This window comes from Gemmatimonadota bacterium (genome assembly GCA_040882465.1).
Lineage (GTDB): Bacteria > Gemmatimonadota > Gemmatimonadetes > Longimicrobiales > Gaopeijiaceae > JBBEBG01.
Genome location: JBBEBG010000022.1, coordinates 76,979 through 89,768 on the forward strand (window position 1 = coordinate 76,979; position 12,790 = coordinate 89,768).

Sequence of the window (12,790 nt, forward strand, 5' to 3'; positions counted from 1 at the left end):
GGGTCGCCGCTCCCCTCAATCCGGCGGGACGAGGCTACGGTTGTTACAGTCCGGGCTCACGTCGTGGAGGAACCGAAGGGTGCCGGCTGCTAGGTCGATCTCGATCGGTTCGATCTTTCCGAAAAAGAAGCAGAACTGCCCGAAAAATCCCGGTTGCTGGTGGGTACGGATCACATAGACGGTGCCGAGGGCCACGGGAACGGGCTCCCGCGTCGAATACACGAGCGTATCGGAGGGCGCTTCGATCACATTCGCGAACTCCGTGCCGGGGATCGGGGCGATCGCGGCCCGCGAAATGACACCGAGCCCCTGGGGAGGGACCAGCACCATCGTCCCATCCACCCGGTCGAGCGCGAAGTCCCATCGGCCCTGCGCATTGGGGTCCTCCAAGATCACGCCGCGGCGTTCCAGCATGTTGAAGGCCGTGGAGCGGAGAACCCCCTCGGGCTCTCGATCGATCGAGTAGAGAACCTGCTCGAGCGGGTTTTCTTCCCACCGCACCAAGAAGTCGTTTCCCTCGCACGCGGCGAGGAGAAGGCCCAAGGCCACAAGGCATCCGATGAACCGGTTCTTCACAGCCGGCTGGGCTCCCGCGGGTCGGGGGAAACGAAGTCCAGGGAGGAGCGACAAGACTACCCGGAATCCAGAGACGGTGTCAACCCCGGAAAGCCCCGGATTTCTTGACTTTACACCGTTCGCCGAGTAGGTTCCGCCCCGCGTCTTCACGGAGCCGGACGGACGCTCCGTCCGAGCAGATCGTCGCAAGAATTGACCGTCCGACCCCCGACCGGGACGCCTATGGCGGAATCGTCGCTTCCTCCGGCCGGATCCCTTCGACTTCTCCTGGCCGAAGACGAACCCCACATCCGCCGGGTCCTCGTGACCCTCCTCGAAGGCTGGGGATTTCACCTGCATCCGGTCGCCGACGGGACCGCTGCGCTCGCCGCGGTCCGCGGGAACGACCACTACGACTTGATCCTCCTCGATATCGTGATGCCCGGCGCGACGGGGCTCGAGGTCCTGACAGAAGTGCGCTCACTCCCCGGAAGAAAGGACACGCCGGTCATCATCCTGACGGCGAAAGGGCAGGACGCCGACCGGGAGCGCGCCTTCGCGCTCGGTGCGGATGACTTTCTCACCAAGCCCTTCAGCCCGAAGAAACTCCTGAACCGCGTGGATGAGCTCCTTGCCCGAAGGTGATCCTCACCTCCGCGTCGTGATCCTCGCGGGCGGAATCGGATCTCGTTTTTGGCCCGCCAGTCTCCCTTCGCGACCGAAGCCCCTTCTTGCCCTTGGCCGTTCGGACCGCCCGCTCCTGGTCGAGACCGTCGAGAGGGCGTTGGCCCTCGCGCCCGTCGAACACGCCGCGATCCTCGCGGGGGAGCACCTTGCCGCCCCCTTCCTCAGCGCCCTTCCGGGTTTCCCGTCCGAGCAGCTCTGGATCGAACCTCGCGCCCGCGGAACGGCCCCGGTGCTCGCCTGGGCGGCCCACCGGATCCTCCGGGTCGATCCGAAGGGAGTGATGGTGTCCCTGCACTCCGACCACGTCGTATTTCCCGAAGCGACCTTTCTCTCCGACGTGCGAGGGGGCGCCTCCCTCGCGGCGCGGGAGGACCTGCTTCTGACGATCGCCGCCACCCCAGACCGTCCGGAGACCGGATACGGATACCTTCGCCCGGGCGCGCCGCTCGCCTCGAATGCCGGGGAACCGGAGGCGTTCCGCTTGGACGCTTTCGTGGAGAAGCCCGACGAGGCGACGGCGCGGGACTACATAGCCCGCGGTTACCTCTGGAATACGGGGATCTTCATCTTTCCCGTCGCGCGGTTCCTCGAAGAGATCCGACTGCACGCCCCGGAGATCGGGGACCGGCTCGAGCTCCTGGACGGCAACGAGGACGGGCGATTCTTCGACGAGGTTCCCTCCATTTCCGTGGATGAGGCCGTCATGGCGCGCAGCGGCCGAGCCGGCGCACTGCGGGCGAGTTTCTCCTGGGACGACGTCGGCGGGTGGGAGGCGCTGACGCGGACCCTCACCCTCGATCCGATGGGAAACGCCTTCCATGGCGACGTGCATGCTCTCGACACACGGACGACCGTGGCCTGGGCGGAGGACGGGCCGATCGTCCTCTTCGGGGTCGAAGGGTTGGTCGTCGTGCGTTCGGGCGGAGTGACCCTGGTCACCTCCCGTGAACGGGCTCCCCGGCTCAAGGAGCTCCTCGCCGAACTCCCGGCTGAGCTCCGCGAGGGAGCGGCGGGAGGGGAAGGATGAAGCCCGAGCTCTATCTCCTCGAGGACGGCGTGTCGCGAGAGTGGCACCCTTTTTCGCTGACGCGCCCCGTCGGCGAAATCCTCTTCGGCACCCTCCTTCTGCGGGAGCGGATCGAAAGGGCCTTCCGGGGCCCGGCGGCAGGCTACCTCGCGCCGAAGGATCTCGAAGGCTTCAGGGAGGAAAACGCGCCGCCGATCGCCGCCGGCGAGACGATGTCCACGACGGGTCCGCGCATCCTCCTCGCGTCCCGTTACTTGCCGGTGGACTCCGCTGTCGGAGAGGGAGCCTCGAGCCTCGGGCTCCCCGTCCCCCTGCCCGGTGGGGGGCACAGGCTCCTCGTCGGAGACCGCCCGGCGGGGTGGCTTCTCCCGGCCGGAGCGCCCCTTCCCGGACGAGAGCTCCTCGAAGGAACGAACGGCGCCGCGGTACCCTTTCCTGCTCTCCAACTTCCGGGGAGCCTCCTCGAGACTCCCTGGGCGCTCCTCGAGGCGAACCCAGAGCGGATCTCCCTCGATCTCACACACGGGATCACCGGCGCTGATGGGCGTGCGCGCCCCCTCCCCGAGCTTCCACAGGTTCACCGCGTGGGAGAGCACACAGTCACCGCGGGCGAAGGCGTGGTGCTCGACCCGCTCGTGGTCCTCGACACCCGGGAGGGGCCGATCCACCTCGGTGACAGGGTTCATCTCCATTCCTTCACGACCCTTCGCGGTCCGGCGTTCATCGGAAAAGGGAGCACACTTCTCGGAGGCGTTTTCGAGTCGCTCGCCTGCGGACCCGTGTGCCGCCTCCGCGGGGAGATTTCGGCTACGCTCATTCTCGGTTATGCGAACAAGTCGCACGACGGGTATATCGGGCACTCGCTCCTCGGGCGGTGGGTGAACCTCGGTGCTTTCACGACGAACTCCGATCTCAAGAACAACTACGGGCCGGTCCGAGTCGCCGCCCCCGTGGGGGAAATCGAGACGGGGCTCCTGAAGCTGGGGGTCTTCATGGGCGATCACGCGAAGACCGGGATCGGCACTTTCCTGAACGCGGGGACGATCGTCGGCGCCGGAAGCAACATCTACGGTGGCCGGTTTCCCTGGAAGTGGATCCCACCCTTCGGCTGGGGGACCGCGGACGCCTTCGGCCCCTATCGCCTCGAGCCCTTCCTCGCGACGGTGGAACGGGCCATGGGGCGTCGCGGGATCGCCCTCGGTGCCGGAGAGCGCGACTTCCTCGCCCGCGCGTGGGGCTCGGTGCACGCACCGGAGAGAGAGCGGGAAGAGCGATGAGAATCGCCCTTCTCGGGAGCGGGAGCCGCGGAAACGCGGTCCTCGTCGCCGGCCAGGATACCTGCATCCTGGTGGACGCGGGTCTCAGCGGACGGGAGTTGGCAATTCGCCTCGAGCGGCTCGGGATCGCGCCCGAGGGAGTGGACGGCGTGGTCGTCACACACGAACACGGGGATCACACGCGCGGGATCGGTGTCTTCGCGCGCCGCTTCCAGACGCCTCTCTACATGACCCAGGGGACACGCGACGCCTGCGCTTCGCTCCTCCGTGGGGGAGAGACCGTCCACCTATACGAACCCGGCCGCCCTTTCGCGATCGGCGACCTCCGGGTGGATCCCTTCCTCACTGTCCACGACGCCACCGACCCTGTGGCCGTCACCGTCACGGGGACGCGATGCGGAACCCGCATCGGAATCGCGACCGACCTCGGTCGCCCGACCGCCGGGATTCGCCACTCCCTCGCGGGATGCGACTTCCTCGTCCTCGAGGCGAATCACGACGAGGAGCTCCTGAGGCGGGGACCCTACCCTTCCACGGTTCAGGCACGGATCGCCTCCTCCCACGGACACCTCTCCAACCGGGCGGCGGCGAGCTTCGCCTGCGAGCTGCTCCATCCGAAGCTCGCCGGCCTCTTTCTCGCACACCTCTCCGCGGAGTGCAACCGCCCCGAGATCGCACACGCCACCGTCGCGGGCGCCCTCGGGAAAGCGGGATGGAGGGGGTTCCTGGAGGTGGCGAGCCAGGACGAACCGACGACTTTCGTGGACGTCGCGGAGCTGCGCCGCGCTCGGAGCGCGGGCCAGCTCTCCTTCCTCTGATCGCTTCTGGAGCTTTCCGGGGCGCCGCCCCGGACCTGTGCGGGGGCCGAGGGCCCTCGCCCCTTCCGTCCTACCGCCCGAGGAGGCGGAGGAAATCGTTCCCGAGGGCGAGCGCCATGATCCCGATGAGTACGGCGAAGCCGACCTGACTCCAACGTACCCTCTGCTGAACGGAGAGGGGGCGCCCGCGGACCGCTTCGATCGAGAGGAAGAGGAGGTGCCCACCGTCGAGAACCGGAATCGGGAGGAGGTTCAGGATGGCGAGGTTAACCGAAAAGAGGGCCATAAATCGGAGGAAGACCGGAAGTCCCTCGGCCGCTGCCTGACCGGAGAGCTCGCCGATGGTGACGATGCTCCCCAGGTTCCGGGCCGACATCCTCCCCGTGACGAGGTCGCGGAGGAACCGAAGGATTTCCGTGCTGACAAAGACCGTATCGCTCCAGCCGGTTCGTACCGCGGCCAGGAGGGGGACCCGAGTGAAGACGAAGTCCGGTCCGGTGCCGGAAATGCCGAGACCCAACGCCCGCGTTTCACCCGTGGTGGGATCCGGCACTTGCTCCGCGGAGGGGGTCACTAGCCGCACGAGCAGGCCACCGCCGCGATTCAGGGTGAGCTCCACCTCCCTCTCCAGATTCTCCTGGACCTTCGATCGAAGCTCGGGCCAGGCACTGATTTCCTCCCCGTTCACGGCGACGATTCGGTCCCCGGGCTGAATCCCCCCTTGGGCCGCCGGCGACCCGCGTCCGACCGACTGGACCACCGGCTCCGTCCAGTACTCCAGCGCGGAGAGAACCCCTTGGCGAGCCTCGGCGCCGGTCAACACCGCCGTCAGCTCTCCGGAAGGGCCCGAGTAAACGAAGGCGACCGGCCCGTCCGGGGATTCGAGAACGGCATCGCGGACATCCCCCCAGTGGGCCACCGGGCGATCTCCGATGCGCGTGATCGTCGCGCCGATGGGAAGCGCGGCGAGGCCGCCGGCGCCGGCGGGGAGGAACTCCGAATGCACCGCGGCAACCCGGGTAGTGTCCGGTGCCGCCTGTCCCCATCCGGCGGCGACGACCGTAAAAGCGAGAAACGCAAAAATCATATTCATCACCACGCCCGCGGAGATCACCCAGGCGCGCGCGGGGACGGATTTCGAGTCGAAGTCGCCCTGTCGGGGCGCGCGGGACCGCGGCGCCATCGCTTCGACGCTTGGGCCGCCCGGCATCTCGGCTTCCCCATCTTCTCCCCCGGGGGCGGCGGGCTGGGCCTCTTTCCCTCCCTCGATCGCCTCCATGACCTCGTCGTCCATCCCGCCCATTTTCACGAACCCGCCGAGGGGGATGGCGCTAATGACGTATTCCGTCTCTCCGCGGCGGAATCCGAAGACCTTGGGCCCGAGACCGACCGAGAAGCGCTCCACCCGAATCCCGACGGAGCGCGCCGCGAGAAAGTGTCCCAACTCGTGGACGAAGATGAGCACGCCCAGGACGACGATCGTGGAGAGGATGACAGTCATCCGTCGGATCCCGGCACGGCGGGGAGTTGGCGCTCGACGAGCTCCCGCGCGACCTGACGGGCGGTCCGGTCCGCGTCCAGGACGTCATGGAGGTCCCGCACGGGAGCGGAGGGAACGCGGACGAGCGTTTCTCCCACGACTTCGGTCATCCCCTGGAAGGAGAGGAGGTCGTCGAGGAAGGCCCCGACCGCGATCTCGTTCGCCGCATTGAACACCGTTGGCGCCGTTCCCCCTTCACGCCCGGCCCTCACACCGATTCCGAAGAGCGGAAACGCTTCGTCGTCCACACGCTCGAAAGTGAGCGGCGACGATCGAACCGGATCGAAGCTCCGGAGCTCCGGATCGGAGATCCGGTCCGGGTGCGTGAGGGCATAAAGAATTGGAAGCTCCATGGTGGGAAACCCCATTTGTGCCATCACGGATCCATCCACGAACTCGACCATGGAGTGGATGACCGATTGAGGGTGAACGACGACCGTGATATCCCGGTACGCCATCTGGAAGAGGTAGTGGGCTTCGATCACTTCCAGCGCCTTGTTCGCGAGCGTGGCGGAAGCGACCGTGATTCTCGCCCCCATCTCCCACGTGGGGTGGCGCAACGCGTCGGAGGGTCGTGCTTCGGCCAGCCGCCCCGCGGTCCACCCCCGAAAGGGTCCCCCCGAAGCAGTTAACACGAGGCGTGCCACTCCGGTCCCTTGCCGACCCCCCAGACATTGGAAGAGGGCCGAGTGCTCCGAATCCACCGGAACGAGCTCGCCGCCCCCTCGGTGGAGGGCCTCGAGGACCAGCGCGCCCCCGGTCACGAGCGATTCCTTGTTCGCCAGCGCGAGCCGCTTCCCCGCCTCAAGTGCACGGAGCGAGGGCTCCAGCCCGGCGAATCCCACGAGGGCGTTCACCACGACGTCCACATCCGGACGCGCGACGGCATCGAGGAGCGCTTCCCTTCCCCCCACCCACTCGTCGCCATTCGTGGAGCATCCCGTGAACGCAGCCTGGTCGGTAACGACGACGCGGGCCGGGCGGTGCTCCCGGACCTGGCGCTCGAGGTCGCGCACGGAGGCGTTGGCGCTCAGAACGGTGACCTGAAAACGGTCGGGGTGCCGGGCCATTACGCGGAGCGCTGCGACGCCGATCGAGCCGGTGGAGCCCAGGAGGGCCACACGAATCCGCCCGCCGTCGGTCACTGAATGAAAAGCGGCAGAAGGAGATAAGTCAGGGGAAGGGTAAAAAAGATCGCGTCGAACCGGTCGAGGACGCCGCCGTGCCCCGGAAATAGCGCTCCCGAGTCCTTCACGCCGGCCTCCCGCTTGAGGACCGACTCGGCGAGGTCGGCCACCTGGGCGACGGCGCCGATCAGGAGTCCAAAAATCGCGGCCGCCACCACCGAGAGCCCCAGTCCCGTGTAGGGGAGGAGGAACACCCAGGTGAAAAGCGCCGCGCCCGCGGACGCGCCGACGAGCCCACCGATTCCCCCCTCCACCGTCTTCGCCGGACTGACGGCCGGGAGGAGCTTCCGGCGTCCCCAGCGGTGCCCCGCGAGATACGCGAAGGTGTCCCCGATCCAGGTGACCGCGAAGGGGAAGACGAGGAGAAGGGCGCCTTCCCATCCCGGCTCCCCTCCCCCCGTCGCCGGGAAGTTCCGCAGATGTACGGCGAACGAAAGTGTGGCGCCGACGTACACGGCCCCGAAGAGGGTGATCGCCACGGCCAGGAGCGGATCGCCGTTCGAGCCCCGGACGAAGACCGCACCCCCGAGAGCACTCAGCGCCAGGACGAGGATCACGCCCCATCCCCATACCGCCCAACCTTCGATCCCGTCTCCCCAGGCCGCGGCGAGGACGAGGAGCGCGGCGGCGGGGACGCCGAGCCAGGTGAAGGGCCTCCATCCGCGGGCCGCCGCGAGATGAAAGATCTCGAGGGCGCCCGCGCCGGCCAACAGGGCGACCACCGAGGCCACGGGCCAAGTACCGAAATAGGTGATCGCGATCCCGATGGGCACGCCGACGGCGGCGACCCCCAGGCGTCGCGCGAGATCGGATCCGGCCATTTGTGGTCCCGGGCGCCGGTCAGGAAGGCGACACGCGGCCGAAGCGCCGCTCCCGCCGACGGAACTCCTCGACCGCTCCGAAGAGGTCGTCGCGCGTGAAGTCGGGCCAGAGCACGGGCGTGATGTAAATCTCTGCGTACGCGAGCTGCCAGAGCATGAAGTTGGAGATGCGAAACTCCCCGGAAGTCCGGATCAGAAGGTCCGGGTCCGGGAGCCCGTCCGTGAAGAGCGCGGCGGAAAAACTCTCCAGGTCGATTTCCTCCACGGTGATCTCGCCCGACTCGACGCGACGCGCGAGCGCGCGGGCCGCCTCGAGGATCTCGGCCCGCCCCGAATAAGAAATCATGAGGTTCAGGCGAAGGCGATCCCCCCCGCGTGTCGCTTCCTCGATCATTCGGACCGCCTCGCGCGCGCCGTCGTCGAGAGGCCGGAGGTCACCAAGCACGTGCACCTCCACGCCGCTCTCGCGGAGTTCCTCCCGCTCTTTTTCCGCGTAGATCTTGAGGAGGGCCATCAGGGCGTGGACCTCTTCTTCGGGACGATGCCAGTTTTCGGTGGAGAAGGCGAAGAGAGTGAGGATCTCGATCCCCGCCTCGATGGACGCCTCGATCGTCTCACGCACGACCTTCATCCCCTCGTGGTGCCCCGCGATTCGTGGAAGTCCGCGATCGGCGGCCCAGCGCCCGTTTCCGTCCATGATGACGGCGACGTGCCGGGGCGCGGGACAGTCGGCGGGAGCCGAATCGGAAGGAACGTCGTTCATCAAGAGGAAGATGTTCGCGGCGGAGGGGAGTGTCAAAAGCGAGAGATGGGACCGGGAATCCAGGGAGGACACGGGGATCCGACTGCCGCCCCCGGGTCTTCGGCGAACTGCTAGACCGTCATGACCTCGCGCTCCTTGGACGCCAAGAGCTCGTCTACCTTGGCGATGTACTGGTCCGTGAGCGTCTGTATTTCGTCGGTCGTCCGGCGTCCTTCGTCGTCCGACAGGTCCCCGTCCTTCATCCTGTGCTTCACCGCATCGTTCCCCTCCCGCCGCGCGTGACGGATCGAAATGCGCCCTTCCTCCGCCATCTTTCCGAGGAGCTTCACGTATTCCTTTCTGCGCTCCTCGTTCAGCGGGGGGATCGGAATCCGAATGACCTGGCCATCATTGGCCGGGTTCAGACCGAGGTCCGCCTGGTGAATCCCCTTTTCGATCATCGCGATGATCGAGCGGTCGAAGGGTTGGACCAGAATCAGGGAAGCCTCGGGGGTCGAAACGGTGGCGACCTGGTTCAGCGGAAGCTGCGCTCCGTAGGCTTCCACCCGGACGGTATCGAGGATCGTCGGCGTCGCCTTCCCGGTCCGGATGGTCGCGAACTCCCGCCGCACGGCGTCCAGCGCGTCGTCCATGTGTTTTTTTACATTTCCGATCGTGGGCATCTCGTCCTCTTCACGATACGAGGGTCCCGACCGCCTCGCCCCGGATCGCGGCGCCGATGGAACCCCGCTGGTTCAGGCTCAACACGATGATCGGGAGGTCGTTTTCCTTGCAGAGCGACACCGCCGGTGCGTCCATGACGCCGAGCTCCCGCGCCACGACCTCCTGAAAGGAAACGGTGGGGAGAAAGGTGGCGTCCGGATTCGAGTTCGGATCCGCGGTATACACACCCGCGACCTTTGTCGCCTTGATGATCACATCCGATTCCATCTCGATCGCTCGCAGGACCGCGGCGGTATCCGTGGAGAAGTAAGGGTTCCCGGTCCCGCCCGCAAACAAGACCACCCGCCCCTTCTCGAGATGGCGGAGCGCCCGCCGGCGGATGTACGGCTCCGCCAGCTCCTCCATCCGGATTGCCGTCATGACCCGGGTCTCGACGCCCTTCCGTTCGAGCATGTCCTGAAGCGCCATCGCGTTGATGATGGTCGCGAGCATCCCCATGTAGTCAGCGGTCACGCGGTCCATCCCCCTCTGCGAGGCGACGGTGCCGCGGACGATGTTCCCTCCCCCGACGACGAGCCCGAGCGCCACCCCCATCTCGTGAACTTCCTTGACTTCGTCGGTGAGGCGGTCCACCACGGGAGGGTCAATTCCGAAACCCTTTTCTCCCGCAAGCGCCTCCCCCGAGAGCTTGAGGAGGACGCGGCGGTACCGCAGTTCGGGAGCGATCAGGCTCATCGGTGGCTCACAAGCGGCGCGTCGTGCATGAGTCTCGCGATCGCGATCGGGGCACGACCGGTCCCATCGGCTATACCTCGCCGATCTCGAAGCGCGCGAATCGAGCGACCTCCACTTTTTCTCCGGTCTTGGCGGAGAGCTCTGTCAGGAGGTCCTCGATCGTGCGCTCCGGATCCTTCACCCAGGGCTGCTTCAGGAGCGTCGCCTCTTCGAAGAACTTCCGGAGCTTCCCCTCGACGATCTTCTCCTGAATGTTTTCCGGTTTCCCCTCCGCGCGCACCTGCTCGAGATAGATCTGCCGCTCGCGATCGAGGACCTCGGGCGGGACTTCCTCCGCGCGCACGGTCATCGGTCGCGCGGCCGCGATATGCATCGCGAGATCGCGGGCGAGTCCCTGGAAGTCGTCGGTGCTCGCGACGAAGTCCGTTTCGCACCGGAGTTCGACCATGACCCCGATCCGCCCGCCATGGTGGAGATAGTGGCCGACCGTTCCCTGATTCGCCGACTTCCCCGCCCGCTTGGCGGCTTTCGCGGCGCCTTTGGTGCGCAGGAGGTCGATGGCGGCTTCGACGTCTCCGCCGGTCTCCTCGAGGGCGTTCTTGCAGTCCATCATTCCGGCTCCGGTGCGATCCCGGAGCGCCTTCACCTCTCTTGCGGTCACACTCATCTTACTCGCCACTCGAAATCTTGAGTTCGTGAAAAGAGGCGGCAGCGACGGGGGAGGAGGATCCGGATCCATCTCGGCCCCCTGCCGCCATTCGGCTACCGCCTCGCGACTCCCGTCCGGTCCCGGCCGAGAGCTCGGGAGGAGATCCACCCTCCCTGGACTTTCCTATTCGAGGTCCGTTCCCCCCTCGGTCCCGGACCCCGCCTCTCCGCCGGGTGAGCCCTCTCCCTCCGGCGCGTCTCCCCTCAGGCGCTCGATCACTTCCGGGCGCGGCCGGCGGCGGCGGCGCACGCGGCGCTGCGAAGTGTCGTCCACCGCGGCTGCCTTTTCGCCCGTTTCGGTCGAATAGGTGGTCGCCTCGACCTCGTCGGCCCGCCGGCGATCTTCTTCGGGAACCTCCCTCCGGGTGACCTGGATCGCATCCGCGATCGCCTTCGTGATGAGCCCCACCGAGCGGATCGCATCGTCGTTTCCGGGAATCGGATAGTCGATATGGTCCGGATCGGCATTCGTATCCGCGATCGCGATGACGGGAATTCCGAGGCGGTTCGCTTCCCTGACCGCGATCACCTCGCGCTTTGCGTCCACGACAAAAATCGCGCCGGGAAGGCGGCCCATGTCCTTCAGGCCCGAGAAGTACTTCTCGAGCTTCAGCCGCTCACGGTCGAGCAGGAGCTGTTCTTTCTTCGTATAAAACTCGAACGCGTTCTCTTCCTGACCCCGTTCAAGCTCCTTCAGGCGACGGATCTGTTGACGGATCGTCTGGAAGTTCGTCAGGATCCCGCCGAGCCAGCGCTCCGTCACGAAAAAAGCGCCGCACCGCAGCGCCTCCTGCTCGATGATGGACCGGAGCTGGGGTTTCGTACAGACGAAAAGGACGCGGTCACCCGCGAGAACGACCCGCCGGACGACCACTTCGGCGGCACGGAGCCGGTCGAGGGTCTTCCGCAGGTCAATGATGTGAATCCCGTTCCGCTCGCTGAAGATGTACTTCTTCATCTTCGGGTTCCAACGGCGAGTCTGGTGCCCGAAATGCACACCGGCCTCGAGAAGTTCGTTCAGCCCTACGAGTGGCGGCTCAGGGATCATGGATTCGCTCAAAGGATTCGCTCTGCCTCGCTTCGCAGGTTAACGCTTGCTGAACTGGAAGCGCTTTCGGGCCTTGGGACGGCCGGGCTTCTTCCGTTCGACTTTGCGGGAGTCGCGGGTGAGGAGGCCATGTTTGCGGAGGAGCGGCCGGATCTCCTCATCGGTACCGAGGACGGCGCGCGCGACCGCCAGGCGAATCGCGTCCGCCTGCCCGGAAATGCCGCCGCCGCGCACCTTCACGGTGACGTCGAACTGGCCATACCGCCCCGTGATCTTGAGCGCCTCTTCCGCCCTATTGCGATGGAGAAGCCGGGGGAAATAGGCCCGGAGTTCCCGCCCGTTCACGGAGAACTCGCCGGTGCCCGGGCGGAGGACCGCCCTCGCCGTGCTCGTCTTCCTGCGTCCGACCGCGCGCAATTCTTCGCTTGTTTTTTCTGCCATCTTCGCCAGTTCGTCTTCGGGGAAACCCGTCAGAGCTCCAGGGGCTGCGGATTCTGCCCCTGGTGGGGATGCTCTTCTCCCCGGTAGACCTTGAGCTTCTTCCGCATTTCGCGGCCGAGCGCGTTTTTGGGAAGCATTCCCTTGACGGCCAGCTCCAGCACGCGCTCGGGGTGCGTCTCGATCATCCGCCGGAAGGGGATGAAGCGTTCACCCCCCATGTAGCCCGAGTGGCGGAAGTAGGTCTTCTGGTCGGCTTTTTTTCCGGTCAGACGGACCTTCTCCGCGTTCACCAGGACGACGTAGTCCCCAGTGTCGAGGTGCGGGGTGTAAATCGGCTTATGCTTGCCGCGCAGAATGCGAGCCACTTCGGTCGCGAGGCGGCCGAGCGTCTTCCCCGACGCGTCCACGACCCACCAGTGGCGGTCGATTTCATGCGCTTTTGGAGTGTGCGTTCTCATCCAGGCACCCGGTCTACACCCATCCCTTGAATACAGAGCATTGAATGATATTGGCGCGGTTT

General features: G+C 66.4%; 15 protein-coding genes. 4 read left to right on the plus strand and 11 right to left on the minus strand.

Annotated elements, in window-relative coordinates; translation table 11 throughout:
- Positions 1-15: 15 nt before the first annotated feature.
- Positions 16-576 (minus strand): hypothetical protein, encoded by a 561-nt coding sequence (locus tag WEG36_06965; protein MEX1257339.1) that lies wholly within the window; start codon positions 574-576, stop codon positions 16-18.
- Between the two features lie 222 nt (positions 577-798).
- Here WEG36_06965 and WEG36_06970 point away from each other — a divergent pair, with 222 nt between their 5' ends.
- Genes WEG36_06970 through WEG36_06985 form a run of 4 tightly spaced genes read left to right on the plus strand, consistent with a single transcriptional unit; the run spans position 799 to position 4,364 of the window.
- Complete coding sequence (locus WEG36_06970) at positions 799-1,200, plus strand: response regulator (GenBank protein MEX1257340.1); 402 nt, start codon at positions 799-801, stop codon at positions 1,198-1,200.
- Positions 1,187-2,269, plus strand: coding sequence for a sugar phosphate nucleotidyltransferase (locus tag WEG36_06975; GenBank protein ID MEX1257341.1), 1,083 nt, complete (start codon positions 1,187-1,189; stop codon positions 2,267-2,269). Before WEG36_06970 ends, WEG36_06975 begins: the two co-directional genes overlap by 14 nt.
- The gene (locus tag WEG36_06980) at positions 2,266-3,546 is read left to right on the plus strand and encodes a putative sugar nucleotidyl transferase (GenBank protein ID MEX1257342.1); all 1,281 of its coding nucleotides are present in this window, start codon (positions 2,266-2,268) and stop codon (positions 3,544-3,546) included. Before WEG36_06975 ends, WEG36_06980 begins: the two co-directional genes overlap by 4 nt.
- Complete coding sequence (locus WEG36_06985) at positions 3,543-4,364, plus strand: MBL fold metallo-hydrolase (GenBank protein MEX1257343.1); 822 nt, start codon at positions 3,543-3,545, stop codon at positions 4,362-4,364. Before WEG36_06980 ends, WEG36_06985 begins: the two co-directional genes overlap by 4 nt.
- Before the next feature lie 70 nt (positions 4,365-4,434).
- Here WEG36_06985 and rseP read toward each other — a convergent pair whose 3' ends face one another.
- The 10 genes from rseP to rplM all read right to left on the minus strand — a co-directional run bounded on the left by rseP (position 4,435) and on the right by rplM (position 12,728).
- Positions 4,435-5,865 carry an RIP metalloprotease RseP gene (rseP, locus tag WEG36_06990; protein ID MEX1257344.1) on the minus strand — a complete coding sequence of 477 codons (1,431 nt, stop codon included), beginning with the start codon at positions 5,863-5,865 and terminating at the stop codon, positions 4,435-4,437.
- On the minus strand, positions 5,862-7,049 hold the full coding sequence (dxr, locus tag WEG36_06995; protein MEX1257345.1) for a 1-deoxy-D-xylulose-5-phosphate reductoisomerase: 1,188 nt from the start codon (positions 7,047-7,049) through the stop codon (positions 5,862-5,864). Before dxr ends, rseP begins: the two co-directional genes overlap by 4 nt.
- A complete protein-coding gene (locus WEG36_07000) occupies positions 7,046-7,912 on the minus strand; it encodes a phosphatidate cytidylyltransferase (protein MEX1257346.1) in 867 nt (288 codons plus the stop codon). Before WEG36_07000 ends, dxr begins: the two co-directional genes overlap by 4 nt.
- Positions 7,913-7,931: 19 nt before the next feature.
- Entirely contained in the window at positions 7,932-8,747 is an 816-nt protein-coding gene (gene uppS, locus WEG36_07005) for a polyprenyl diphosphate synthase (GenBank protein ID MEX1257347.1), read from the minus strand.
- Between the two features lie 38 nt (positions 8,748-8,785).
- Positions 8,786-9,337, minus strand: a complete 552-nt coding sequence (gene frr / locus WEG36_07010) for a ribosome recycling factor (protein ID MEX1257348.1) — start codon at positions 9,335-9,337, stop codon at positions 8,786-8,788.
- A gap of 10 nt (positions 9,338-9,347) precedes the next feature.
- Complete coding sequence (pyrH, locus tag WEG36_07015) at positions 9,348-10,073, minus strand: UMP kinase (protein MEX1257349.1); 726 nt, start codon at positions 10,071-10,073, stop codon at positions 9,348-9,350.
- A gap of 70 nt (positions 10,074-10,143) precedes the next feature.
- On the minus strand, positions 10,144-10,740 hold the full coding sequence (gene tsf, locus WEG36_07020) for a translation elongation factor Ts (protein ID MEX1257350.1): 597 nt from the start codon (positions 10,738-10,740) through the stop codon (positions 10,144-10,146).
- 165 nt (positions 10,741-10,905) lie between these two features.
- Positions 10,906-11,829: a 30S ribosomal protein S2 gene (gene rpsB / locus WEG36_07025; protein MEX1257351.1), complete on the minus strand. Its 924-nt coding sequence runs from the start codon at positions 11,827-11,829 to the stop codon at positions 10,906-10,908.
- A gap of 39 nt (positions 11,830-11,868) precedes the next feature.
- Positions 11,869-12,270 (minus strand): 30S ribosomal protein S9, encoded by a 402-nt coding sequence (gene rpsI / locus WEG36_07030; GenBank protein MEX1257352.1) that lies wholly within the window; start codon positions 12,268-12,270, stop codon positions 11,869-11,871.
- 29 nt (positions 12,271-12,299) lie between these two features.
- The gene (rplM, locus tag WEG36_07035) at positions 12,300-12,728 is read right to left on the minus strand and encodes a 50S ribosomal protein L13 (protein ID MEX1257353.1); all 429 of its coding nucleotides are present in this window, start codon (positions 12,726-12,728) and stop codon (positions 12,300-12,302) included.
- Positions 12,729-12,790: the final 62 nt, after the last annotated feature.